We start from the raw sequence: 25,973 nt of genomic DNA, 5'->3' as shown, positions 1-25,973 counted from the left end.
TCGACAGCATGAAATACAGGAATCTCGGTAAATCAGGTCTGAAGGTATCCGAGCTGTCGTTTGGCTCCTGGGTAACCTTTAATAAACAGGTCGATGCGAATCTGGCGGAGCGAATGTTCGGCACCTGCTTCGACGCCGGCATCAACTTTTTCGATAACGCCGAAGGTTACGAGGCGGGCAACTCGGAAATTGTGATGGGAAAGGCGCTCAAGTCCCTGAACCGGCCAAGGGACAGTTACTGCGTTTCCTCCAAGGTCTTCTTTGGCAGCCACCCATCACCCCTGCCCACCCAGTGTGGGCTGAGTAGAAAACATGTTACCGAAGCCTGTCACCAGGCGCTCAAGCGCCTGCAGGTGGATTACCTAGACCTCTATTTCTGCCACCGGCCCGACCCGGAGACTCCCGTAGGCGAGACGGTGTGGGCCATGCACAATCTGGTGAGCCAGGGAAAAGTGCTCTATTGGGGAACCTCGGAGTGGTCCGCCGCGGAAATAGCCGAGGCCTACGAGTTTGCCCACGCCAATCACCTGACCCCGCCGTCGATGGAACAACCCCAGTACAACCTGCTGGATCGTGAGCGTGTCGAGGTTGAGTACGCCGAGCTCTACGGTAAATTCGGCCTGGGCACGACAACCTGGTCGCCGCTGGCTTCAGGGGCGCTGACGGGTAAGTATCTTCAAGGCATCCCTGCGGACAGCCGTGCGTCCCTGCCGGGCTACGAATGGTTGCGCGACAGCATGGTGGAATCGGAGCGGGGCCAGCAGAGAATGCAGCGCGTGGCCAGGCTATTGCCCGTTGCCGAGGAACTGGGCACTACCCTCCCCCGACTGGCCATTGCCTGGTGTTTGCTCAACTCCAATGTCTCTACGGTCATACTCGGTGCATCGAGGGTCAGCCAACTGGAAGAGAACCTGAAGTCAGTGGAGGTCGTGCCGCTGCTCACCGAACAGGTGCGCAGACAGTTGGAACAAATCTGAACACGGTGTGCCGGCCAGCGGCCGCTAACCGGCCGCCTCCGCCGCCAGGGCCCGTTCCTTGCGATAGTTGCGAACCTCGCCGCTGGCCACGGCGGACATAAAGCCGGCCACTTCCCGCTTCACCTCCGGGGCGTAAAAGAACAGCCCGAGAATATTGGGCACCGAGATAAGAAATATCATGGCATCGGAGAAATCCAGCACGGCGGTCAGCTGGATCATGCAACCCAGGGCAAGAAAGCCGCAGAATACCAGTTTGAAAATCGACTCACTGACCGGGTGCTCGCTGAACAGATAGGTCCAGGCCTTGAGACCATAGTAGGACCACGAAATTGCCGTGGAAAAGGCAAATAACAGGGCCGCCAGCGCCAACGGATAAGGCGCCCAGCTGAAGTGGTACTCGAAGGCGGCCGAGGTCAGTGCAATCCCCTCCAGCCCCTGCTCCATCAGCCCCGCAGGATAGGCCGTCACCACGATCACCAGTGAACTGAGGGTGCAGATCACCACGGTGTCGATAAAGGGTTCCAGCAGCGATACCAGGCCCTCCGAGGCCGGGTGGTCTGTCTGCACCGCCGAGTGGGCGATGGGGGCTGAGCCCAGGCCGGCCTCATTGGAAAACAGGGCCCGCTGAAAGCCGACTATCATCGCCCCGATGGCTCCGCCGGTGGCGCTTTCAAGGGTAAATGCGCTACTGACGATGAGTTCGATGGCTGTGGGAATGTGTTCCGCACTCATCAGGATGATGACCAGGGCGGAGAGCACGTAAAGAACACCCATAAAGGGCACAATCTTACTGGCTACCGCCGCGATGGAACGTATGCCGCCAATGATTACCAGCCCCACCAGAAGGGCAATCGCGATCCCGAACAGCCAGCCCTTGTCGGCAAAGTAACTGGCCTCGCCGCCGGTGATGGTGACGAACTGCACATAGGCCTGGTTGGACTGGAACATATTGCCGATGCCCAGGCAGCCGATCACCAGCGACAGGGCATAAAATTTACCGAGTCCTTTGCCCGCCAGCGGAAAGTTTCGCACCGCCAGCCATTGCTCCAGGTAATACATGGGGCCACCGGATACCGAGCCATCCGGGTTGTGTTTGCGGTACTTGACCCCCAGGGTGCACTCCACCAGTTTGGTGGACATGGAAACAAACCCGGCGACGATCAACCAGAAGGCCGCCCCGGGCCCGCCGACGACAATGGCAACCGCCACGCCACCAATATTACCGATACCCACCGTCCCCGACACGGCGGTGGCGACGGCCTGGAAGTGGGAAATCTCGCCGGGAGCCTGTGGATCGTGAAAATCACCGCGCACCAGGCGCACAGCGAGAGCGAAGCCCCGGATGTTGATAAAGCCGAGATAGAGGGTGAAGAAGCTGGCAGCAACTGCCAGCCACAAAACGATCCAGGGTATCTCGTAGCCGAACAGGGGCAGCCGGTAGAACACGAAAGCCGACAGGGCACTCGCCGCCGGAGTGACCAAGGCTTCGATGGCGGTCGCCAGATTTTCGGGGGCCGGGCTCACCGCGCTATTCCTCCCGCGCCAGGTATTCGACGGTACCCTCGCGCCGCGGGTCTGCTGCGCCCAGCAGGGTATCGTCAGTCACCACAATCACGTGGAGTCCGGAGTTTTCACCCTCCCGCTCCTCGACGGTGTAGCCGCGCGCTTTGAGCGCGTTGGCGATTTCCGGCCCCGGCTCGACATTGACTTCAACCCTGACCTTCTCGCCGCGGGCGGTAATGTTGGGAAACGCCACCGCCGCCGCGGGTGTCATGCCCCAGTCGAGTACAGCGACCAGCGACTTGAAGACGTAAGCGGGAATGTTATTGCCGCCGGGGGATCCGCTGACCATGAACAGCTCCCCGCTTTCGTCAAAGACCATCACCGGTGACATGGATGAACGGGGGCGCTTGCTCGCGGCAATGGCGTTGGCCTGGGGCCGGGTATCCGGATGGTACTCCCGGGCGAAATCGGTCATCTGGTTGTTCAGCAAAAATCCGCCCACCCAACGGGAGGAACCGAAGGGAGCCTCCACGGTCGCCGTCATGGATACCGCGTTTCCCTCGCTGTCGACGACGGACAGGTGACTGGTGCCCGGCACTTCTTCCGTCCGGTCCGCGGCCCAGCTGCTGGCCAGCTCTCTACCGGCGGCAAACCCTTCGGGATCACCGTGCTCCGGGGTCGCACCGGGGGCGAAGCGCTGGCCGGCGCGGTGATCCAGGTAAGACGGGTCGACGAGCTGCCGAACAGGGACGTCGACATGATCCGGGTCACCGACAAAATGATCGCGGTCTGCATACACCAGGCGCTGCGCATCGACAAAGGCCGCGAGTTGCTCATCCCTTGTTCCGGCGTCTTCCGCCAGATGCTGGTAAATTCGCAGCATCATGATCTGGCTTATCCCCGATGAGGGGGGGGGGCCGGCACAGACACGCAGCTGCCGATAGGGCCCACAGACCGAGGCCCTCTCCACCGTGCGGTAGTTGGCCAGGTCCTCCAGGCCAAGGCTGCCGGGATGCGGATCGGCCCGAGTCGCGGCGACGATAGCCTCGGCGATCGAACCGCGGTAAAAGGCGCTTTTGCCCTCGGCTGCGATCCGCCTCAGGGTGTTGGCGTACTCCGGGTTTTTCAGCAGATGTCCTGCCTGCAGGGGCTGGCCCTGGGGGAAAAAGTACTGCGCAGTTCCAGGGTTCTCGTCAAGCCGGGTCACGGAGGCCATACGCGGCAGGAATCCAGCCATCCGCGGCGACACTTCGAACCCGTTGGCAGCCAGATTGATGGCCGGCTGGAACAGGTCCGCCCAGGGCAGCTTGCCGTACTTTTTATGGGTGTCCTCGTACAGGGCGATCGCCCCGGGCACGCCCACCGCAATACCGCCCTGCCAGGCCTCCAGAAATCCCATAACCTCGCCATCGGCCATGAACATGTCAGCGGTCACGCCGGCGGGCGCCAGTTCCCGCCCATCGTGCATCACCAGGGCTCCATTCTCACGCTGGTAGACCAGCATGAAAGCGCCACCACCTATTCCTGAACTTTGCGGTTCCACCAACCCCAGCACTGCGTGGGCGGCGATAGCCGCGTCAACGGCGTGACCGCCCCGGCGCAACATCTCCATTCCCGCGGCGGTCGCGTGGGGGTTGGCGGCTGTCACCATAGCCCCCTTGTCCCAGCCGGCCTGGCTGGCGGCATCCTCCGGTCCGGGGCTCGAACAGGCGGCGATAGTCAGCAGCAGGAGCAGCAGGCCCGCTGCCACACCGGAGGTAGGGGTAACTTTCATGGGGGGTTCCGATCAGCTTGCAAGCGCTCTATTAAAGCATGAAGTCCAGGTGTCGAGGAACCTGGGGGCTGCCGGCCAAGGCTAAAACACCACCCACATCATCCAGGGTGTGCCCACCAGCAGGCAAATATGAACTTTTCCGGCTATTCTCGATCTGAGGAAAAACGTCCCTGCCGCCTTGAACCGCTGGCTCGCAAGGGTACACTTAGCGATTGCTTCCCATAACGTAGTGGTAGAAATAATTTTGAGCACTTTCCCAAGCATGGCCGCTATTGGCCGCATCCTGTTCCTGGCCCTTCTCTGCTGTGGTCTTGCCCTGCCAGCGTCGGCGAAAATCGAGTACAGCGATAGCCAGCGCGACACCATCATTGAACTCGTGGAGCAACTGGAACAGCGGCATTATTCGAAACTGGAGTACGACGACACGCTCTCCTCGCAACACCTGGATGCGTATATCGACAGCCTCGACGGCAGCAAAATGTTTTTTACCGCCGCCGACATCGAGGAATTCCAGCAATACCGTGAAATGATGGACGACCAGTTGCCGGAGGGCAACATGGACGCGGGATATGCCATTTTCAACCGCTTTCATGAGCGCCTGCGCACCCGCCTTGAGGGCGTTAATGCAAACCTCGCTGAAACCGTGGCCGCCATGGATTTTACCGTCGACGAGTACTACGACCTGGACACAGACGAACGCCAATGGGCCCGTGACCAGGGGGAGTTGGACGAACGCTGGCGCAAACACCTGAAAAACCAGGTGCTGAGCCTGCGCCTGGCGGACAAGCCCGCTGATGAGATCCCCGAAACGCTGAGCCGCCGCTATCGCAGCCAGCTCAAGCGGGTCGAACAGTACAACAGCCAGGACGTATTCCAGATATACGCCAATGCGCTCACCGAGCTGTACGATCCCCACACCAACTATTTCTCCCCGCGCCGTTCGGAGAACTTCAACATCAACATGAGTCTCTCCCTGGAAGGAATCGGTGCCGTGTTACAGGCCGAGGACGAGTACACCAAGGTCGCCCGTCTGGTGCCCAAGGGGCCTGCCGACAAACAGGGTGAACTGCAGCCCTCAGATCGCATTGTCGGCGTGGGCCAGGGCGATGACGGAGAAATTGAAGACGTGATCGGCTGGCGTCTGGATGAAGTCGTGCAACTGATCCGCGGTCCCAAGGATTCCACCGTTCGCCTGCAGGTCATCCCCGCCAAGTCCAAGACCACCGATGAGCGCAAGCTGATCACCATTGTGCGTAACAAGGTCAAACTGGAGGAACAGTCTGCCCAGAAAGAGGTACTGGAGATCCCCAACGGGGAGGACACACTGAAGGTCGGGGTGATCGATATTCCTGCGTTCTATATCGACTTCGAAGCCATGCGTCGTGGCGACAAGGATTACAAGAGCACCACTCGCGATGTCAAAAAACTGCTGCAGGAACTGCAGGAAGAAGAGATCGATGGCCTGGTGGTAGACCTGCGCAATAACGGCGGCGGCTCCCTGCAGGAGGCCAACGAGCTGACCGGCCTGTTTATCGAGTACGGGCCCACGGTGCAGATCCGCCACTCCTCCCGCCGGGTCTGGCGCGATGGCAAGCGCCTCAAAAGCGATTACTACGATGGTCCACTGGTGGTACTGATCAATCGCCTCAGCGCTTCCGCTTCGGAGATTTTTGCCGGCGCCATCCAGGATTATGAGCGCGGCATCATCGTCGGTGATCGCTCCTTCGGCAAGGGAACGGTGCAAACCCTGACCCCGCTCACCGAAGGCCAGCTGAAGATTACCGAGAGCAAGTTTTACCGTATTTCCGGTGACAGCACCCAGCACCGCGGTGTGGTACCGGACCTGGCTTTCCCCTCCCTGTTCGATACCGAACAGATCGGCGAGAGCGCGCTGGACCACGCTCTTAACTGGGACCAGATCAATTCCGTGCGCCACCGCCGTTACGACGACCTGAGCACGGTGCTACCTCACATTACCGGCCTGTTTGAGGAGCGCAGCCACAGCAATCCCGATTTCGTCTACCTCGAAGACCAGATTGCCCTGGCTGCCGAGACCCGTGAGCTGGACCGCCTGCCGTTGAACGAGGAAAAACGCCTCGCCCTGCGCGAGTCGCAGAAACAGAAGGCCCTGGCCATCGAGAACAAGCGCCGGGTCGCCCGGGGTGAAGAGCCATTGGCCTCACTCGATGAGGAGGACGAGGCCAGTGACGACGATGAAGAAGTGGATTCCGTCGCCAGCGCAGATACCGAAGCGCAAAACGATGCTGACGACGAAGAGCCGGATGTGCTGCTGACAGAGGCCGGCAATGTGCTGGTGGATGCGCTGGTGCTGAAGCAACAACGCTATGCGGCGAATGTTCGGGAGAAGGACTGAGATCGGGCGGTTATCCGCCTGAACTTTTCCTGTGATTCCCCGCGCTCCCCGGTCATCCCCTGCACGTTCCTGTCATCCCCGCGCAAGCAGGGGCGCCCCGGAAGCTACTCCTTCCCAAACCAGCTCAACTGCTCGTGCAACTCCACCACCGAGCCGACAATAATCAGTGTCGGTGCCCGCGGCTTTTCCCGTTCGACCCTGTCTACCATGGTGGCCAGGGTGCCGGTAATTACCCGTTGCTCGCTTGAAGTCGCCCTTTCGATCAGGGCCATGGGCGTGTCTGCACGCCGTCCGTAGGCCTGCAACTGTTCGCAGATGATCGGCAGCCCCACCAGACCCATGTAAAACACCAGGGTTTCCGTCTCGGACTGAAATGAGGCCCAGTCCAGGTTACTACTGCCATCCTTGAGATGTCCGGTAACGAAGCGCACCGACTGGGCGTGATCACGGTGAGTCAGGGGTATCCCCGAATAACAGGCGGCACCACTGGCTGCGGTAATTCCGGGAACCACCTGAAATGGCACCCGGTGACGCGCCAGCAATTCGATTTCCTCCCCGCCGCGACCGAAAATAAATGGGTCGCCGCCTTTCAGGCGGACTACCCGCTTGCCCGCTTTGGCAAGGTCCACCAGCAGCTGGTTGATCTCACCCTGGGGCACCGCGTGGTCGTCCCGGCGCTTGCCCACGTAGATGCGTTCGGCATCACGGCGGGACATCTCCAGAATGCCGGCGGAAACCAGCCGGTCATACAGTACCACGTCAGCGCTCTGCAGCAGCCGTACCGCCTTGAACGTCATCAGATCCGGATCGCCGGGGCCGGCGCCGATCAGGTAGACCTCGCCGTTATGGTGCCCTGAGGTATCTGCCAGCAGGGTTTCCAGCAGTTCCTCTGCCCTGGCCTCCCTGCCCCCCATGACCTGCTCGGCAACCGCGCCTTCCATGACCTGTTCCCAGAACAGGCGGCGTGGAGTCTCTTCCGGGATAGCGTCCTTGACCCGGTCGCGGAAACGCCCGGCAAAACTGGCCAGCCGGCCATAGGCCGCGGGCACCATGGCCTCGATTTTCCTTCTCAGCTGGCGTGCCAGTACCGGGCTGCGCCCCGAGGAACTGATCGCTATCAGCAACGGGTCCCGGTCGACAATCGACGGAAAAATGAAGGTACAGAGGTCGGGGGAATCGACCACGTTTACCGGCAGGTTAAGCGCCATGGCATCCGCATGGACCTGTTTGTTCACCTCGCGATCGGGCGTGGCTGCGACCACCAGCATGCGACCGTGAAGGTCCGATTCCCGGTATCGGGATTGCTGCCAGTTACCACCGTGTTCAGCCAGCAGCAGCTGCAGTTCAGGGGTGATCTGCGGTGCCACTACGTTGAGATTGGCACCGGCACGAAGTAGCAGTCGGGCTTTGCGGGTGGCGACTGTGCCTCCTCCCACCAGTACTACCGGCGAGTTGCGCACCTGCAGGCAAACGGGCAGGTACTGCATATCAGCCGCTCAGCGTGGCCGTGCCACCCATGTAAGGCTGCAGGACTGCAGGCACCTCGATACTGCCGTCGGCCTGCTGGTAATTCTCCATGATGGCCACCAGCGTGCGGCCGACCGCCAGGCCGGAGCCGTTCAGCGTGTGCACCAGTTCGGGCTTGCCGGTTTCGGGATTGCGCCACCGGGCCTGCATGCGCCGTGCCTGGTAGTCACCAAAGTTGCTGCAGGAAGAGATTTCACGGTAGGTGTCCTGGGCCGGCAGCCAGACCTCAAGGTCATAGGTTTTGCGCGCAGAGAAGCCGATATCACCGCCGCAAAGAATGACTTTGCGATAGGGAAGTTCCAGCAATTGCAAAATCTTTTCGGCGTGCCCGGTGAGGGCTTCCAGCGCAGCATCCGACTGTGCGGGGCGCACAAACTGCACCAGCTCCACTTTCTCGAACTGGTGTTGGCGGATTATGCCGCGGGTGTCGCGCCCGTAGCTACCCGCCTCGCTGCGAAAACAGGGTGTGTGGCAGGCGAACTTGACCCCGTCCTCGCCAAGTTCCTCGTCCTCGAAGATACGGTCCCTGCCCACATTGGTCACCGGCACCTCGGCGGTAGGAATCAGGTAATAGCCCTGCTCTCCTTCCAGTTTGAACAGGTCTTCCTCAAACTTCGGCAGCTGGCCGGTACCGCGCAGGGAATCACTGTTAACAATGTACGGCACGTAAATTTCGCTGTAGCCGTGCTCACCGGTGTGCTGGTTGAGCATAAACTGGATGAGCGCCCGGTGCAGCCGGGCGAGTCCGCCGTACATAACGTTAAAACGCGAGCCGGTAATCTTGCCTGCCGTCTCAAAATCCATCTCCCCAAGGGCTTCACCCAGGGCCACGTGATCCTTCACCTCGAAGTCCAGCTGGCGCGGCTCACCCCAGCGCGAGATTTCCTGGTTGTCGTCCTCGCTGGCGCCCTCCGGCACCTCATTCGCGGGAATATTGGGCACCGCCAGCAGCAAGTCTTCGAGCTCCGACTGCACCTGTTTGGCCTCACTCGTCAGGGTGTCTATCTGGCTGGCAATTTTCTCCAGTGTCTCGTTGACCTGGGCCTTGGCATCGTCAACGCTCATGCCCTGTCCGATGAGGGCGCCAATCTGCTTGGAGGCGGCCTTGCGTTCGGCCAACAGGTTCTGGCTCTCCACATCGGCCTGTTTGCGCCTGGCGTCCAGGGCGGTAAATTGCTCTACGTCAAAAACGAAACCGCGTTTGCTCAACGCCTTGGCGACGGCTTCCGGATCCTGCCTCACGGCCTTGATATCCAACATGTGCTGATTGTTCCTGTATCGGGAAAGTTTTCAGGTGACGGCGCACTAAACCAGCGCGCGGGTTAACTGTATCGAGAGTCCAGCCATGAACACACAACTGACGGTGCTCACCGCCATATAACCGAGGGCGTGGGCGGTATGGCCACTCTCAAACAGGGCAATGCTCTCAAGCGAGAAGGTTGAGAACGTGGTAAAGGCCCCAAGAAAGCCGACCATCAGCACACTGCGCCAGTCCTGGTGCAGTACCTGCCTCTCGATCAACACGAACACCACCCCGATCAGAAAAGAGCCCAGCATGTTCACCAGCAGCGTCCCCAACGGCCACTTGCCTTCCCACAGGGCGAGTGCCCCGTTGGAAAGCAGGTAGCGCGAGACGGCGCCGGTGGCTCCGCCCAGGGCGATGAACAACAGGTATTTCATGCGTACCGGGAGATGGTTCAGTCGTAGCGGCGTATTGTACTGCTTTTGTCCCGATCGCGCAGGTACTGCAGCTTCTCGCTGATCCTTTGCTCCAGGCCGCGATCCACCGGATGATAATACTGCCTGTGCTGCAGGGATTCGGGAAAATAGTTCTCACCGGCGGCGTATCCCCCCTCCTCGTCGTGGGCATAGCGATAATCGGCGCCGTAATCCATATCCTTCATCAGGCTGGTCGGTGCATTGCGCAGGTGCAGCGGCACCTCCTCGCTGTCGCCCTCTGCCACCTCGGCCCTTGCCGCGTTGTAGGCGGTGTACACCGCATTGCTCTTGGCGGCACATGCCAGGTAGATGATGGCCTGGGCGATGGCCAACTCACCCTCGGGGCTGCCCAGTCGCTCCTGCACCTGCCAGGCGTCCAGGGCCATGGTCAGGGCCCTGGGATCTGCATTGCCGATGTCTTCACTGGCCATGCGCACGACGCGCCGGGCAACGTAGATCGGGTCGCAGCCGCCGTCCAGCATGCGGCAGTACCAGTAAAGCGCTGCATCCGGGGCGCTACCGCGGACCGCCTTGTGCAGGGCGCTGATCTGGTCGTAAAAGAGGTCGCCGCCCTTGTCGAAGCGCCGCAGGGAGACCTGTAACACTTCCCTCAGCGTCTGTTCGGTGATTTCGCCGTCTTCGGCCAGATCTGCCGCCAGTTCCAGCAGGTTCAGCGAGCGTCGTGCGTCACCGTCGGCCTGGGCAGCGATCAATTCGAGACAGTCGCTGGCGGCAGAAACCTGATCCCCCAGTTCGTCGAGCCCTCGATGCAGCACGCTCATCAGCTCATCCTTGTCGAGCGAACGCAGTCTGTAGACCCGGGTCCGGGACAGCAGCGCGTTATTCAACTCAAAGGAGGGATTTTCCGTGGTGGCACCGACGAATATTACCGTGCCGTCTTCGACATAAGGCAGGAAAGCATCCTGCTGGGACTTGTTAAACCGATGCACCTCGTCGACGAACAATACCGTGTCACGCCCGGTCGACTTGTGCTGTCGTGCCTGGGCGATGGCCTCGCGGATTTCCTTGACCCCCGACAGCACGGCAGAAATTTGCAGGAAATGCGCGTCGGCGGCTTCGGCCGCGATCCGCGCCAGGGTGGTCTTGCCGACACCCGGTGGTCCCCAAAAGATCATGGAATGCAACTGACGTCGGTCTATGGCCTCCCGCAGGGGCTTGCCCGGCGCGAGAATGTGGGACTGGCCGGCATACCCCACAAGGTCAGCCGGCCGCAGCCGGGCGGCAAGGGGCTGGTAACCGCTGCTGCCGCCTTCGGCACCAAACATGTCATCGGTCATGGTAGAACAGGTCGGCCCCCTCAGGAGGTTCGAACAGGAAGTCCGCTGGCGTCAGGGCTGATTCCCCATCTACCGCCAGCAGCTCGATGAACAGGCGCTGGTTGAGTTTGTCCACCACCTCCATGGCACTGATCCGATCCTCGACGAACACCAGCGTCAAGGCTTTGAAGGCTGCCTTGTCGTCAACCGGGGCGAGACGGAAGCGCCCCTGCCCGGTGCGCGATACCAGGAACCGCTCCCGGAGCAACGCGGTGTCACCGGCGAGAATCTGCAGCGGGGACAAGTCCTGCTGACCCGCCACAGGCCTGCGGGTCACGGTTTCCAGGTCGCGGTCGAAATGCCACAGGTGCTCACCGTCAGCGACGATCAGCTGGTTATCCGGGCTGTCGATTTCCCAGCTCACGTAATGTGGCTTGAGCAATTTGAAACGGCCGCTGCTATTCGCGGTCACCGTTTCATCTTCCTGCGCATACTGGACCTGCCGAAACTGACCCTGCAATTGCTGAACACCCGCCAGTAACCCTATCAGCTGTTCGGTAGCGCTGTTGTCGGAGCGAGCGATGCCAGCCACCAGGCAAAGACCCAGGACCATGAGAAGTACAATTTTTTTCATTCTGGGTTTATCAATTTTCCACGGGTGGGGGCGCCAGCACTTCACGCTGGCCGTTACTGCCCATTTCACTGACCACGCCCGCCGCTTCCATGGCCTCGATCAGCCTGGCGGCACGGTTGTAGCCAATGCGCAACTTGCGCTGGACGCTGGAAATAGAGGCCCGGCGGCTTTGGGTCACATAGTGCACGGCTTCATCGTAAAGGGCGTCGCTCTCATCATCTTCGTCACCAGCGCTGGCCTGGAGTTCCCCGGCCGTCACCGGCGTCTGCCCGCCTTCATCCAGCAGGCCTTCGATATACAGGGGCTGGCCGCGCCGTTTCCAGTCGGCGACCACCCGGTGCACTTCCTCGTCGGAACAAAAGGCGCCATGCACCCGGTTTGGCACACCCGAACCCGGCGGCAGGTACAACATGTCGCCGTGGCCCAGCAACTGCTCGGCACCGCCCTGGTCGAGAATCGTCCGCGAGTCGACCTTGGAGGAGACCTGGAAAGCGATCCGGGTCGGTACGTTGGCCTTGATCAGGCCGGTAATCACGTCCACCGAGGGACGCTGGGTCGCGAGTATCAGGTGAATGCCCGCAGCCCTCGCCTTCTGGGCAATACGGGCGATGAGTTCCTCGACCTTCTTGCCGACAATCATCATCATGTCGGCGAACTCGTCGATGACCACCACGATGGAGGGCAGGCACTCGAGGTCCGGCGGGGTCTGTTCCTCGTCAGTCTCGGCGAAAATCGGGTCAGGCGTCCACAGTGGATCCGGTATGGGGTTCCCGGCCTTGATCGCATCCTGCACCTTGCGGTTGTAGCCGCCCAGGTTGCGCACGCCCAGCGCGGCCATCAGTTTGTAGCGCCGCTCCATCTCCGCCACACACCAGCGCAAGCCGTTGGCGGCGTCCTTCATGTCGGTGATGACGGGTGTCAGCAGGTGGGGAATGCCATCGTAAACGGACAACTCCAGCATTTTCGGGTCAACCAGGATAAGCCGCACGTCCTCGGGGCCGGACTTGTACAACAGGCTCAACAACATGGCGTTAACACCCACCGACTTGCCGGAGCCGGTGGTGCCTGCCACCAGCAGGTGAGGCATCTTGGCCAGGTCGGCACAGACCGGTTGGCCGGATATATCGTGGCCCAGGGCCAGGGTCAGGGGCGACCTGGACTGGTCAAAGGCCTTGGAGGCCAGTACTTCGCGGAAGTTGACGATTTCCCGGTCCTCGTTGGGAATCTCGATACCCACCACTGATTTGCCGGGGATCACTTCCACCACCCGCACCGAAATCACCGCCAGTGAACGGGCCAGGTCCTTGGCCAGGTTGGAGATGCGGGAAACCTTGACCCCGGGTGCGGGCTGGACCTCAAAACGGGTAATCACCGGGCCGGGGTATACTGCGGTCACTTCGGCAGTCACACCAAAGTCGGCCAGTTTCAGCTCCAGGAGCTTGGACATCGCCTGCAGGTGTTCCTTGGAAAACCCCTTGTTGGGGTCCTTGACCTCGGCGTCCAGCAGTTCCAGGTGCGGCAACTCACCGGTCGCTGGCGCATCGAACAGCGGCTGCTGCTTTTCTTTTTCCACCCGGTCGGACTTTTCCGCTTTCGGTTTAAGCGGTTTGATCTTGGGCGGTTTACGCTTTTTCTCTTTCTCGACGTGCTGCTCGATAACAACCTTGCGGGCTTCCACGGCCCTGTCCCGCTCGCGTTTGGTGCGGAAGTCGTCCACGGTCTTCAGTACCCAATTCCGTGAGCGGTCAAAGCCCCTGATGGTCCAGGAGCCCAGTCTGTCCATCAGCTTGAGCCAGCTGAGGTCGGTAAAGATGGTCATACCGAAGAGGAATACAGACAGCAGGATAAGCCGGCTGCCCACCGCGCTGAAGGCCAGGGTGAAAGAGCCGCCGATGGCCTGGCCGAGGATACCGCCGGCACCCTGGGGCAGCGAGGTATTGCCGGTATCGTTCATCGCCGCCAGTGCGGTACCGGCGATCATGACCAGCACCAGGCCGAGGGTGCGGATACCGAAGGTCAGCCAGTCGAAGGCCTTGTCCTCCTTGCGCTCGACAAGAATGACCACCGCCCGGTAGGCCAGCAGGATCGGAAACAGGTAAGCGGCGTAACCGACCAGGGAGAAGAACACGTCAGCCAGCCATGCCCCGGTGGGGCCGCCCAGATTGGCGATTCCTCCGCCGGAACCGCTGGCAGACCAGCCGGGATCCTGGGGGCTGTAAGTCAGCAGCGCCAGTAACAGGTACAGACAGATGGCGCTGACGCCAATAAAGGCACCCTCGCGCAATCTTGGACCCATGAAAGATTCGGTGTTTGTTGTCTCTGGCACGGCTGTTACTGCCCTTCCCCGCTATCCCCTGTCCAAGGCCTGCTATCGGCCCCATAGCCAGGGGCAATTGTCACCCTATTCTGTATCTTTTTCAAAGACTTATGGCATCTTTTTAGAATTTTCCGAACCTTTGTCGGAATTATCCCTTTAAAGTACCATAGTCAGCCCCCATTAAGGGGACAGTTTACCCGTTTTCGTCCGGCCCCGGCCGCTGACAACCCCAAGGAAGCCATTTAAATGAGTGAAGCACGCCACATCCCCCTGATCATTCTCGGCAGCGGCCCAGCCGGCTACACTGCAGCGGTCTACGCCGCCCGTGCCAACCTGAACCCGGTTGTCATCACCGGCATGCAGCAGGGCGGTCAGTTGACCACGACCACCGAGGTTGAGAACTGGCCGGGGGGCCATGCGGAACTGCAGGGTCCCGAACTGATGCAGGACATGCAGCAGCACGTGGAGCGTTTCGACACCGAGATCGTATTCGATCACATCGACGAAGTGGACCTGGACGCACGCCCCATGGTGCTCAAGGGCACCGGCACCTACACCTGTGACGCCATGATCATCGCCACCGGAGCCTCTGCCCAGTACCTCGGGCTGCCCTCTGAGGAGGCCTTTATGGGCAAGGGTGTCAGCGCCTGTGCCACCTGCGACGGTTTTTTCTACCGCAACAAGAAAGTCGCGGTTATCGGCGGCGGCAACACCGCCGTTGAAGAGGCCCTCTACCTGGCCAATATAGCCGAGCATGTCACCGTGGTGCATCGCCGCGATGCCCTGCGTTCTGAGAAGGTGCTGCAGGACCGGCTGTTTGCCCGCGAAAAGGAAGGCAAGGTCACCATCATGTGGGACCACGTACTGGACGAAGTGCTGGGCGACGACAGTGGCGTTACCGGCATGCGGATCAAGAACGTGAAAGACGACAGCAGCACGGAGATTGACCTGGCCGGAGTCTTTATTGCCATTGGCCACAAGCCCAATACCGACATGTTTGCCGGCCAACTCGATATGAAAGACGGCTACATCACCATCAAGAGCGGCCTCGACGGCAACGCGACCAGCACCAGCGTGCCAGGTGTATTCGCCGCCGGTGACGTCGGTGATCATGTCTACCGCCAGGCGGTGACCTCAGCCGGTTTCGGCTGCATGGCGGCGCTGGATGCAGAGAAGTACCTGGACAACCTGCAGGGTTGATACCTTCTCATCCGGGATGAGAGCCACGGTCCTGGCCTGAAGCGGCTATGCCGGCACCCCCGCTCGGGCCGTCGATGCATCAGGCCGTCACCCATGCATCGGGCCGTCACGCCGGGATGACACTGTAGTCGCCCGGCCCTGATATCTGGTTCAATACCCCCATGCGCGCGATTCAACAACTGCACACGGGGGATGACTTTCCCCCCACCGCCAACGCCCTGGATTACCCCAACGGGCTATTGGCGGTGGGCGGTGACCTGTCACCCCGGCGGCTCATAGACGCCTACCGCAGGGGAATTTTCCCCTGGTACGAGGAACCCCAGCCGGTCCTGTGGTGGACCCCAGACCCACGCTCGGTGCTGTTCCCCGAAGAATTACATGTCTCCCGCTCACTGCGCAGGACCCTGCGTAAAAACCGCTTTCGACTATCTGTAGACCAGCATTTCGAGGCCGTCGTGCGGCACTGTGCCCAGCTCCGCGGTGACGGCCTCGGCACCTGGATAGGCGACGACATGCTGGCCGCCTACTGCGACCTGCACCATATAGGCCACGCCCACTCGGTGGAGGTGCTCAATGAAAGCGGACAACTGGTGGGCGGCCTCTACGGTGTCGCCATCGGACGTGCATACTTCGGTGAGTCCATGTTCAGCGAGGAAACAGACGCCTCCAAGGTGGCGCTGGTGGCGCTGGTGGACATCCTCAAGCGGGGTGGCTTCCAGGTCATCGACTGCCAGGTGGAGAGTGATCACCTCAATTCCCTGGGCGCCAGGAATATCAGCCGACTGGACTTCGAGGCATTGCTTGCCCAAACTATAGATATCGCCCACGATGAGGGCATCTGGCGTTTGCCGGATACTTGCGGAGATTTGTTGTGACCTCTTCACTGCGGGACCTCAAGGTCTACACGACCTACCCCCACAGCTGCAGCTACCTGGACGAACGGGAGGCCACCACCCTGTTTGTGGATCCGCGGCAGGAAGTGGACCAGGCCCTGTACAGCAATCTGTCCGTATTGGGCTTCCGGCGCAGCGGCAATCACCTCTACCGACCCCACTGCAACGGCTGCGATGCCTGCATCCCCGCCCGCATCCCGGTCGCCCGGTTCGCCCCCAACCGCGCCCAGCGCCGGACCAGTGCCCGCAACAGCGACCTGGAAGTGGAGCAAACCGAGGATATTCGCGATGAATCGGCCTTCGATCTTTATCGCCGCTATATCGATCAACGCCACTCGGACGGCGATATGTATCCGCCGGACCGGGAGCAATACCTGTCTTTCCTGGACAACGCCTGGGAGTGCACCCGTTATTTCCGCTTCTACGACGATGGCAGACTGACGGCTATCTCGGTGGTGGATGAACTGCTGGACGGCCTGTCCGCGATCTATACCTTCTTTGACCCCGCCGCCGACAGGCGCAGCCTCGGCCGCTTCGCCATTCTCTGGCAGATCGAAAAGGCCCGGGAAATGGACCTGGACTACCTCTACCTCGGCTACTGGATCAAAAACTGCCGTAAAATGGCCTACAAGTCCGAATACCGACCCCTCGAGCTGTATGTAAACGGCCGCTGGACGACACTGCTTTAACCGTGCGGTAACGAGCCCCGGGGTCGAGAACAGGATCTGGGGGCGACCTTTCGATGACGACAGAATTAACAGGAAATATGCTAGAAACAGCTTGCCGTTTCAGGCAAAATGCGCCCCTTGTTTTATACCGAGGACTGCCAGTACATGGCGAAGGAAGACCAGATCGAAATGGAAGGCGAGGTGATCGACACCCTGCCCAACACCACTTTCCGCGTAAAACTGGAAAATGGCCACGTTGTGACTGCCCACATCTCCGGCAAGATGCGCAAGAACTACATTCGTATTCTCACCGGTGACAAGGTTCGCGTTGAACTGACTCCCTACGACCTGACCAAGGGCCGTATCACTTACCGCGAGCGGTAAGTCTCCGACACGTTAACTCCCGTACCCCAGCCTGGGGGTACCCGGTCGCGTTGGCACGTTGGGTCACTCTGCCTGACGGCCGCGCGTTCGATAGTGGGGAAGCGGCCCGCTTCAGAGCGGGTCATCAGCCCTCTTCCAGGGCCACTTCCTCTTCCTCGATCCGCACCTCCAGCCTGTCCTCGGCCTTATTAAGCCGCACCAGCGCCGTGCCGCCGGAGCGCGCCAACTCGCCGAACAACACCATTTCCGCCAGCGGCTTCTTGATGTGCTCCTGAATAATGCGTTCCATTGGGCGGGCGCCCATATGCTGGTCATAGCCTTTTTCCACCAGCCACAGCCGGGCGTCCTCGTCCACGTCGATGGTCACGCGCTTCTCGTCCAACTGGCCCTGCAGTTCGGTGAGGAACTTGTCCACCACGGTGAGAATGACATCTTCGCCCAAGGGCTCAAACTGGACGATGCTGTCCAGCCGGTTGCGGAATTCGGGAGTGAACATGCGATTGATCGCTTCCATTCCGTCGGTGCTGTGATCCTGGCTGGTAAAGCCAATTGTTCGGCGGCTGATACTCTCGGCACCGGCATTGGTGGTCATGACCAGTATGACGTTGCGGAAATCCGCCTTGCGCCCGTTGTTGTCGGTCAATGTGCCGTGGTCCATGACCTGTAGCAGCAGGTTGAACACTTCCGGGTGGGCCTTTTCGATCTCATCGAGCAGCACTACCGCGTGAGGATGTTTGGTGACCGCGTCGGTGAGTAACCCGCCCTGGTCGAAGCCGACATAACCGGGAGGCGCGCCGATCAGCCGCGATACCGTGTGGCGCTCCATGTACTCGGACATATCGAAGCGGATCAGCTCCAGCCCCAGTTGCATGGCAAGCTGGCGGGTAACCTCGGTCTTGCCAACGCCGGTGGGACCGGCCAGCAGGAAGGACCCGATGGGCTTGTCCGCGGGCTTGAGCCCGGCCCGGGCCAATTTGATGGAGGTGGCCAGGCTACTGATAGCCTTATCCTGCCCGAACACCACCATTTGCAGGTTGGATTCAAGCTTTTGCAGGGTCTCCTTGTCATCCGTGCTGACCGTTTTCGGGGGAATACGGGCAATCTTGGCGATTACCGTTTCGATATCGCCCACCCCGACCACTTTCTTGCGCTTGGACGGTGGCTGCAGCTGCTGGTAGGCACCGGCTTCGTCGATCACATCGATCGCCTTGTCGGGAAGAAACCGGTCGGTGATGTAGCGGGCCGAAAGATCCGTCGCGACCTTCAGGGCCTTGTCGGTGTAGCGCAGACCGTGGTGTTCCTCAAAGCGGGTTTTCAGCCCCTTGAGGATCTTGTAGGCGTCCTCCGGGCTCGGTTCGAGCACATCGATTTTCTGGAAGCGGCGGCTGAGAGCCTTGTCCTTGTCAAAAATACCGCGGTATTCCTGGAAGGTGGTAGAGCCCACGCAGCGCAACTTGCCCGAGCTGAGCAACGGCTTCAGCAGGTTACTGGCATCCATCACCCCGCCAGAGGCGGCGCCGGCACCGATGATGGTGTGAACCTCATCGATAAAGAGAATGGCGTGGTCGCGTTTTTTCAGTTCCGCAAGCAAGCCCTTGAAGCGTTTCTCGAAATCACCACGATACTTGGTCCCGGCCAGCAGCGAACCGAGGTCCAGGGAATAAACCACCGCGTCCTTGAGCGTCTCCGGTACATCACCGTCAACAATCTTCTTCGCCAGCCCCTCGATGATCGCGGTCTTGCCAACGCCGGACTCACCCACCAGCAGCGGGTTGTTCTTGCGCCGGCGCGCCAGAATCTGGGCCACCCGCTCGACCTCGGGAACCCGGCCGATCAGGGGGTCGATATGGCCTTCGGCGGCCTCCTTGTTGAGATTGGTGGCATAGCTGTCCAGGGGATTGGGCTCCCCTTCCTCGGCCACATTGCCCCCGTTGTCGACAGAAGGTTCGGGATCGCTGGCCTCGTTCTCACCCGAGACCTTGGAAATGCCATGGGTGATGAAATTCACCACATCCAGTCGGGCAATGCTCTGGGTCTTGAGGAAAAACACCGCCTGGCTTTCGGACTCACTGAAAATCGCCACCAGCACATTGGCGCCGGTGACCTCGCTCTTGCCGGATGACTGCACGTGGAATACCGCCCGTTGCAGCACGCGCTGGAAGCCGAGGGTGGGCTGGGTGTCCCTGTCTTCCTCGTCCTCCGGGATCAGTGGCGTGGTGGCATCGACAAACTCGACCAGATCCCCGCGCAGACCGCCAATATCCGCACCGCAGGCCTTGAGTACCCGGATGGCATCGTTATTGTCCAGTAGTGCCAGCAACAGGTGTTCAACGGTCATAAACTCGTGTCGCTTGGCCCGGGCGCCGCGGAAGGCGTCATTCAGGGACTGTTCCAGATCGTTACTCAGCATATACCACTCCCGGGCGCTAGCCCTCTGATGCCTCGATTTCACACAGCAGCGGGTGTTCGTTCTCCCTCGCATACTGGTTAACCTGCGCCGCCTTGGTCTCGGCGATATCGCGGGTGAAAATGCCACAGACGCCCTTTCCCTGGGTGTGTACCGTCAACATGACGTGAGTCGCCTGCTCACGGTTCATACGGAAAAATGTTTCCAAAACCTCCACCACGAATTCCATCGGCGTGTAGTCGTCATTAATCAACACGACCTTGAACAGCGGCGGCCGCTTCAGCTCGGGCTTGCTTTCCTGGAGAGCAAGCCCACCATCGGACTCATGCTCCTCTTTACTCATACGTAGGTTGCTGCATGTATGGATGTAATCCACGGTACCACTCTTGTTTCTCTGCCCGGTAACTGGTGTATATGGATACAATACTCGGGTTTTCAAGGGCTAGCAAACTGGACAAAGCCTCTGCATTTGTAGTGTTATAGCTGCTGAACTGGCCGGCGTGGCGTCCCCGCGAGGGTGCTTAGCGCTAAGCAGGCACTGCGTGCGGGATATACCTCAAGAGGGAGTGTGCTTTTCGACCGAAGGAGGTCTATCCCGTCCACGGCGGCCGCTTAGCGCGAAAGAACCCAGCCTTCCCTCTCCAATGCAAATAAAGGCCCACGGTCCCCCGTGAGCCGTAGACTGTGGAGCCGGTGGCTGGACTACATGGCCTTGACCATGGCCTTGCCGAAGTCCGAGCAGCTCAACAGGGTTGCACCCTCCATCAGGCGCTCGAAGTCATAGGTGACCGTACCGGCCTGGATGGCGCCGTTCATACCATTGATGATCAGGTCGGCGGCTTCATTCCAGCCCATGTGGCGAAGCATCATTTCCGCGGAGAGAATCAGCGATCCCGGATTGACCTTGTCCTGGCCCGCGTACTTGGGCGCGGTACCGTGGGTGGCTTCAAACAGCGCGATGGTGTCAGACAGGTTGGCGCCCGGCGCGATACCGATGCCCCCCACCTGGGCGGCCAGCGCATCCGACAGGTAGTCGCCATTGAGGTTCAGGGTGGCCACCACGCTGTACTCTTTCGGGCGGGTCAGCACCTGCTGCAGCATGGCATCGGCAATCACGTCCTTGACGATGATCTCCCTGCCGGTATTGGGGTTGTTCAGGGTCACCCAGGGGCCACCGTCCAGCAGTTTACCGCCGAATTCTTCCTGCGCCAGCTCGTAGCCCCAGTCGCGGAAGGCGCCCTCGGTGAACTTCATGATATTGCCTTTGTGCACCAGGGTCACAGAGGGAAGGTCCTGGTCAATGGCGTACTGGATCGCTTTGCGAACCAGGCGCTTGGTACCCTCTTCCGAGACTGGTTTAATGCCGATGCCCACATTCTGCGGGAAGCGGATTTTGGTCGCGCCCATTTCGTTGATGATGAAATCCACCACCTTCTGCGCGTCATCGGAGCCCGCCTGGTACTCGATACCGGCGTAGATGTCCTCCGAATTTTCCCTGAAAATCACCATGTTACAGGCGCCGGGGTCTTTCACTGGCGAGGGCACGCCCTCAAACCAGCGCACGGGCCGCAGACAGGTGTAGAGATCCAGTTCCTGGCGCAGGGCCACATTCAGTGAACGGAAGCCTCCCCCCACCGGCGTGGTCAGGGGGCCCTTGATCGCCACCGAATAGGCCTTGATGGCGTCCAGGGTTTCTTCCGGGAACCAGTCACCATCGTAGAGCTCGGCAGCCTTTTCACCGGTGTAGATCTCCATCCAGGAGATCTTTTTCTCACCCCCGTAGGCCTTTTCCACGGCGGCATTCACGACGTCAATCATCACCGGACTGATATCCACTCCTATGCCGTCACCTTCGATGTAAGGAATGATAGGATTGTCTGGAACGGTCAGGCTGTGGTCCGCGTTAACGGTGATTTTTTCGCCCTCGGACGGGACCTGAATATGCTTGTAGCCCATACTTGTACTCCACTGCTGCTGGGTTCGGGGATTGTTTAGGGCATCCGCGAGGATGCCCGCTAAAACGGCAGAAGTATAGCAGATGAGGACGCCTCCTCTCCTGTGCAGCGTCAGCAGCGCCGCGGGGACAGGGAGTCGTTCCGGCAAACAACAGGGAACCCCACCTCACCGTGGCAACGATCATCCTCTTTAACAAACCTTTCCAGGTACTGAGCCAGTTTACCGACCCGGATGGCCGGAGCACCCTGGCGGACTACCTGCAGCTACCGGGTTATAAGGCTGCCGGACGTCTCGACTACGATAGCGAAGGCCTTCTGCTACTGACCGACAACGGCCAATTGCAGCAGCAGATCGCCAATCCCCGCCACAAACTGTGGAAAACCTACCTGGTCCAGGTCGAAGGTGATATTGACCAGGCCGCCCTGGACTCGCTGGCGACGGGCGTAGAACTCAAGGACGGCACCACCCTGCCCGCCCGGGTCCGGCGGATCGAAGCGCCGGCATTGTGGCCACGCACGCCACCGGTTCGGGAGCGAAAATCGGTTCCCGACAGCTGGCTGGAACTCTCTATCCGCGAGGGGCGCAACAGGCAGGTCCGGCGCATGACGGCCGCGGTGGGCTTTCCAACCCTGCGCCTGGTGCGTTCGCGCATCGGTGACTGGTCGCTGGCAGGGCTGGCGCCGGGGGAATATCGCCGGGAAACCGTCCATCTGGCAGGCAGGCCAGCAGAAGGGAAGACCAACCGCAGACACAGGAAACGCAGATGAGCAGAGCAGCCCCCTGGCCACCCCATGTCACTGTCGCCACGGTGGTCGAGCATGACGGCCGCTACCTGATGGTGGAAGAACACGATGCTCTCTCCGGCGGCCTGGTATTCAACCAGCCCGCCGGCCACCTGGATCCCGGCGAACGGCTGGTGGACGCGGCCCTGAGGGAGACCCGGGAGGAAACCGGTTGGGAAGTGGCCCTGACCGGGGTGGTCGGCGTGTCGCTGGCAACCGCACCGAACGGCATTACCTACTACCGGACCAGTTTCGCTGCCCGCCCGGTCAGGGCACTTGAAAATGCGCTGCTGGACCCAGATATCCATGCCGTGCACTGGATGACTTACGATGAAATTCTGGCCAACTCTGCTAGAATGCGCAGCCCCCTGGTACTGCCCACGATAGAGCAGTATCGCCAGGGCCATCGCTATCCTCTGGAACTGATCTACATCGATGAGCCTGAACGCTTCTAACAAGGTCATCGTCGGCATGTCCGGCGGTGTCGACTCCTCGGTCTCTGCCCTGCTGCTGAAGGAGCAGGGTTACGCCGTGGAGGGCCTGTTTATGAAAAACTGGGAGGAGGACGATGGCACGGAATACTGCACGGCGAAGGAAGACTTCGCCGATGCCCAAGCGGTGGCCGACAAACTCGGTATCAAGTTGCACGGCGCCAACTTCGCCGCAGAATACTGGGACAATGTGTTCGAACACTTCCTGGAGGAATACCGGGCCGGTCGCACACCCAACCCCGATATCCTCTGTAACCGTGAAATCAAGTTCAAGGCCTTCCTTGAATATGCGCTGATGCTCGGTGCCGACCTGATCGCCACCGGCCACTACACCCGTCGGGGTGAATCCGACGGCAAGGCGACCCTGCTTAAGGGACTGGACCCGAACAAGGACCAGAGTTACTTCCTGCACGCGGTCGGCCACCAGGAACTGGAGAAAACCCTGTTCCCGATTGGCGAAATTGAAAAACCGGAGGTGCGTGCACTGGCCGAAAAATACCAGCTGGCCACGGCAAAGAAAAAAGACTCCACCGGCATTTGCTTCATTGGCGAGCGGCGCTTCAGCGATTTTCTGCAACAGTACCTGCCCGCCCAGCCGGGTGAAATCCACAGCCTGGACGGAGACCTCCTGGGCCAACACCAGGGACTGATGTACCACACCATCGGTCAGCGCCAGGGCCTGGGCATTGGTGGTCTGGCCAATCACTCTGACGCACCCTGGTATGTGGTGGACAAGGACCTGGACAACAATGTGCTGCTGGTCGCCCAGGGCAACGACCACCCCGCCCTGTTCAAGCGCACGCTGAGCACCGGTGAAGTATTCTGGGTGGCCGGCGAGCCCCCGGCGCTACCACTGAACTGTAACGCCAAGGTCCGCTACCGCCAGCAGGACCAGGCCTGCACCATCACCCGGGAAAGTCATGGCTATAACGTGGCTTTTGAGCAACCACAGCGTGCCGTGACCCCTGGACAATCAGTCGTCTTTTACCAGGGCGATGTCTGCCTGGGTGGCGGCGTAATAGAGCAGACCGCCTGAATGAGCCGAGAATTTTCCCCACTGGAACAGCAGACCATCGCCCTGGCGGGCGTCGCCCAGGCGGCGCGCCTGGTGGACCAGGTTTCACGTACCGGCAGTTACCCGATCGAATTTCTGGAACCGAGCATTCACAGCCTGTTCGAGTTCGATGCGGAAAATGTCGCCGCCATCTACGGTGGGCTTGCCGGGGTAAAACTGGGTCTCAACAATCTCAGCGCCATGCTGGCCAGCCGCCAGGCGGATGAGAATCGTGAGGTGGTGCGCTATGTATTCAACATGCTCTACCTCGAGCGCAAGTTCGCCGCCAGCAGCGAAATGATGTCGGTGGTGCACTCACGCCTGCAACACACCAGTTTCAAGGCGGAGCACTTCGCCGGGCACGTCAATGATATCTGCCACAGCGTCTCCGGCATTTACCAGGACACCCTCAGCAAGTTGCGATTTCGCATCAAAGTCAGCGGCAGCGCCCAGCATTTGCAGGACAAGCTCAACGCCGACATTATCCGTGCCCTGCTACTGGCGGGTATCCGCTCTGCCTTCCTCTGGCGCCAGCTGGGTGGCCGGCGCTGGCGCCTGCTATTTGAACGCAGGCGTATCCTGGAAATCAGCCAGAACCTGTCGCGTAACCTTCCCGTGGTGTAAAATCCGCTCCCTCCGATAATTTCAGGAATCATTCATGGACCTCTCAGCACTCACCGCCGTTTCCCCCATCGACGGACGCTACGGCAGCAAGACCGCTGCCCTGCGCGACGTCTTCAGCGAATACGGCCTGATCAAGCGCCGGGTGCTGGTGGAAGTGCGCTGGCTGCAGTGCCTGGCCGCCCACGACGGAATCACTGAAGTACCGGCACTCTCAGCTTCAGCCAAGCAGTTGCTGGACGAAATCGTCGATGGCTTCGCCGAGGTCGACGCCCGTCGGATCAAGGACATCGAGGCAACCACCAATCACGATGTGAAAGCCGTTGAATACTTCATCAAGGAGCGCTTTGCGGGTAATGAGGAACTGGAGACGATTTCTGAATTCGTCCACTTTGCCTGCACCTCGGAAGACATTAACAACCTGTCCCATGCGCTGATGCTGCGCGACGGCGTCAATGGCGTGCTGCGGCCCGAAATGGACAAGGTCGTCAAGGCGCTGAGCGGCATTGCCGTGGACGCTGCCGAGGCACCGATGTTGTCACGCACCCACGGCCAGACCGCCAGCCCCTCGACCATGGGCAAGGAAATCGCCAACGTGGTGGCTCGCCTGCGGCGCCAGCTCAAACTGGTTGACCAGGTGGAATACCTGGGCAAAATCAACGGTGCCGTGGGGAATTACAACGCCCACCTGAGTGCCTATCCCGACATTGACTGGCAGGCCAATGCCGAGTCCTTCGTCACCTCTCTGGGGCTCACCTGGAACCCCTACACCACCCAGATAGAGCCCCACGATTATATGGCCGAGCTGTTCGACGCCATTGCCCGCTTCAATACCATCCTGCTGGACTTTGACCGGGATGTCTGGGGTTATATCTCGCTGGGCTATTTCAAGCAGAAAACCGTTGCCGGCGAGGTAGGCTCGTCGACCATGCCCCACAAGGTCAACCCCATCGATTTTGAAAATTCCGAGGGCAATCTCGGCCTGGCGAACGCGGTACTTGGCCACCTGGCGGCAAAACTGCCAGTGAGCCGGTGGCAACGCGACCTCACCGATTCCACCGTGCTGAGGAATATGGGTGTCGGGGTAGGCTACAGCCTGATCGCCTACCAGGCCAGCCTCAAGGGTATTGGCAAATTGCAGCTTAACGAGGCTCGACTGGCCGAGGACCTGGACAACAGTTGGGAAGTACTGGCAGAACCGATACAGACGGTCATGCGTCGTTACGGTATTGAAAAGCCCTACGAAAAGCTGAAGGAATTGACCCGTGGCCAGGACATGAGCAAGGCGGTGATCCAGGCGTTTGTCAGCAAGCTCAACATACCGGACAAGGCGAAGAACGAGTTGCTGGCACTGACGCCCGCCAGCTATATCGGCAACGCCGTCAGTCAGGCCAGGAATATCGACAAGGAGTGAA

Annotated in this window: 22 protein-coding genes; 11 read left to right on the top strand and 11 right to left on the bottom strand. The window is 60.3% G+C overall.

Annotated features, from left to right (window positions below; all coding sequences use genetic code 11):
* The first annotated feature begins 8 nt into the window (after positions 1–8).
* A complete protein-coding gene (locus tag E2F43_RS10225) occupies positions 9–977 on the top strand; it encodes a potassium channel beta subunit family protein (RefSeq protein WP_133212266.1) in 969 nt (322 codons plus the stop codon).
* A gap of 24 nt (positions 978–1,001) precedes the next feature.
* On the opposite strand, the gene E2F43_RS10220 is transcribed toward E2F43_RS10225, so the two are convergent.
* Positions 1,002–2,501 carry an alanine/glycine:cation symporter family protein gene (locus E2F43_RS10220; RefSeq protein ID WP_133212264.1) on the bottom strand — a complete coding sequence of 500 codons (1,500 nt, stop codon included), beginning with the start codon at positions 2,499–2,501 and terminating at the stop codon, positions 1,002–1,004.
* A 4-nt stretch (positions 2,502–2,505) separates the two neighbouring features.
* Positions 2,506–4,254 (bottom strand): gamma-glutamyltransferase, encoded by a 1,749-nt coding sequence (gene ggt / locus E2F43_RS10215; RefSeq protein ID WP_133212262.1) that lies wholly within the window; start codon positions 4,252–4,254, stop codon positions 2,506–2,508.
* A 244-nt stretch (positions 4,255–4,498) separates the two neighbouring features.
* Between ggt and E2F43_RS10210 the strand changes: the two genes are divergently transcribed.
* Positions 4,499–6,628 carry a carboxy terminal-processing peptidase gene (locus E2F43_RS10210; protein ID WP_238946842.1) on the top strand — a complete coding sequence of 710 codons (2,130 nt, stop codon included), beginning with the start codon at positions 4,499–4,501 and terminating at the stop codon, positions 6,626–6,628.
* Positions 6,629–6,732: 104 nt separating this feature from the next.
* Here E2F43_RS10210 and cysG read toward each other — a convergent pair whose 3' ends face one another.
* The 6 genes from cysG to E2F43_RS10180 are packed head-to-tail and all read right to left on the bottom strand — an operon-like array spanning position 6,733 to position 14,081.
* A complete protein-coding gene (gene cysG / locus E2F43_RS10205; protein ID WP_133212260.1) occupies positions 6,733–8,115 on the bottom strand; it encodes a siroheme synthase CysG in 1,383 nt (460 codons plus the stop codon).
* 1 nt (position 8,116) lies between these two features.
* Complete coding sequence (serS, locus tag E2F43_RS10200) at positions 8,117–9,415, bottom strand: serine--tRNA ligase (protein ID WP_133212258.1); 1,299 nt, start codon at positions 9,413–9,415, stop codon at positions 8,117–8,119.
* Positions 9,416–9,460: 45 nt separating this feature from the next.
* Positions 9,461–9,835, bottom strand: coding sequence for a fluoride efflux transporter CrcB (gene crcB / locus E2F43_RS10195; RefSeq protein ID WP_133212256.1), 375 nt, complete (start codon positions 9,833–9,835; stop codon positions 9,461–9,463).
* Positions 9,836–9,852: 17 nt separating this feature from the next.
* On the bottom strand, positions 9,853–11,172 hold the full coding sequence (locus tag E2F43_RS10190) for a replication-associated recombination protein A (RefSeq protein WP_133212254.1): 1,320 nt from the start codon (positions 11,170–11,172) through the stop codon (positions 9,853–9,855).
* Positions 11,162–11,785: an outer membrane lipoprotein periplasmic chaperone LolA gene (gene lolA, locus E2F43_RS10185; RefSeq protein WP_133212252.1), complete on the bottom strand. Its 624-nt coding sequence runs from the start codon at positions 11,783–11,785 to the stop codon at positions 11,162–11,164. Before lolA ends, E2F43_RS10190 begins: the two co-directional genes overlap by 11 nt.
* Positions 11,786–11,795: 10 nt before the next feature.
* Entirely contained in the window at positions 11,796–14,081 is a 2,286-nt protein-coding gene (locus E2F43_RS10180) for a DNA translocase FtsK (protein WP_133213009.1), read from the bottom strand.
* Positions 14,082–14,348: 267 nt separating this feature from the next.
* On the opposite strand from E2F43_RS10180, the gene trxB reads away from it, so the two are divergent.
* The 4 genes from trxB (at position 14,349) to infA (ending at position 17,247) form a co-directional block, all read left to right on the top strand.
* Positions 14,349–15,302 (top strand): thioredoxin-disulfide reductase, encoded by a 954-nt coding sequence (gene trxB, locus E2F43_RS10175; protein WP_133212250.1) that lies wholly within the window; start codon positions 14,349–14,351, stop codon positions 15,300–15,302.
* A gap of 161 nt (positions 15,303–15,463) precedes the next feature.
* Positions 15,464–16,177 (top strand): leucyl/phenylalanyl-tRNA--protein transferase, encoded by a 714-nt coding sequence (gene aat, locus E2F43_RS10170; protein ID WP_133212248.1) that lies wholly within the window; start codon positions 15,464–15,466, stop codon positions 16,175–16,177.
* Positions 16,174–16,884: an arginyltransferase gene (locus E2F43_RS10165; RefSeq protein WP_133212246.1), complete on the top strand. Its 711-nt coding sequence runs from the start codon at positions 16,174–16,176 to the stop codon at positions 16,882–16,884. The genes aat and E2F43_RS10165 overlap by 4 nt, the downstream gene beginning before the upstream one ends.
* 144 nt (positions 16,885–17,028) lie before the next feature.
* Complete coding sequence (gene infA / locus E2F43_RS10160) at positions 17,029–17,247, top strand: translation initiation factor IF-1 (RefSeq protein WP_035513460.1); 219 nt, start codon at positions 17,029–17,031, stop codon at positions 17,245–17,247.
* A gap of 124 nt (positions 17,248–17,371) precedes the next feature.
* Here the strand turns inward: infA and clpA are convergent, their stop codons facing one another.
* The 3 genes from clpA to icd all read right to left on the bottom strand — a co-directional run bounded on the left by clpA (position 17,372) and on the right by icd (position 21,610).
* Positions 17,372–19,657 (bottom strand): ATP-dependent Clp protease ATP-binding subunit ClpA, encoded by a 2,286-nt coding sequence (clpA, locus tag E2F43_RS10155; RefSeq protein ID WP_133212244.1) that lies wholly within the window; start codon positions 19,655–19,657, stop codon positions 17,372–17,374.
* A 16-nt stretch (positions 19,658–19,673) separates the two neighbouring features.
* The gene (gene clpS, locus E2F43_RS10150) at positions 19,674–19,997 is read right to left on the bottom strand and encodes an ATP-dependent Clp protease adapter ClpS (RefSeq protein WP_133212242.1); all 324 of its coding nucleotides are present in this window, start codon (positions 19,995–19,997) and stop codon (positions 19,674–19,676) included.
* A gap of 359 nt (positions 19,998–20,356) precedes the next feature.
* A complete protein-coding gene (gene icd, locus E2F43_RS10145; RefSeq protein ID WP_133212240.1) occupies positions 20,357–21,610 on the bottom strand; it encodes an NADP-dependent isocitrate dehydrogenase in 1,254 nt (417 codons plus the stop codon).
* A 170-nt stretch (positions 21,611–21,780) separates the two neighbouring features.
* Here icd and E2F43_RS10140 point away from each other — a divergent pair, with 170 nt between their 5' ends.
* From E2F43_RS10140 to purB, 5 genes are read left to right on the top strand one after another with little or no spacing between them, the layout of a single operon-like run.
* Positions 21,781–22,377, top strand: a complete 597-nt coding sequence (locus tag E2F43_RS10140; RefSeq protein WP_133212238.1) for a pseudouridine synthase — start codon at positions 21,781–21,783, stop codon at positions 22,375–22,377.
* Positions 22,374–22,847, top strand: a complete 474-nt coding sequence (locus E2F43_RS10135) for an NUDIX hydrolase (RefSeq protein WP_133212236.1) — start codon at positions 22,374–22,376, stop codon at positions 22,845–22,847. The genes E2F43_RS10140 and E2F43_RS10135 overlap by 4 nt, the downstream gene beginning before the upstream one ends.
* Entirely contained in the window at positions 22,828–23,919 is a 1,092-nt protein-coding gene (mnmA, locus tag E2F43_RS10130) for a tRNA 2-thiouridine(34) synthase MnmA (protein ID WP_133212234.1), read from the top strand. Before E2F43_RS10135 ends, mnmA begins: the two co-directional genes overlap by 20 nt.
* Entirely contained in the window at positions 23,920–24,561 is a 642-nt protein-coding gene (hflD, locus tag E2F43_RS10125) for a high frequency lysogenization protein HflD (RefSeq protein ID WP_133212232.1), read from the top strand.
* Between the two features lie 34 nt (positions 24,562–24,595).
* Positions 24,596–25,972 (top strand): adenylosuccinate lyase, encoded by a 1,377-nt coding sequence (gene purB, locus E2F43_RS10120; protein WP_133212230.1) that lies wholly within the window; start codon positions 24,596–24,598, stop codon positions 25,970–25,972.
* Position 25,973: the final 1 nt, after the last annotated feature.

Source organism: Seongchinamella unica (assembly GCF_004354085.1).
GTDB lineage: Bacteria > Pseudomonadota > Gammaproteobacteria > Pseudomonadales > Halieaceae > Halioglobus > Halioglobus unicus.
Note: the sequence above shows the minus strand (reverse complement) of the source record. Positions and strands in the feature narration are given on the sequence as shown.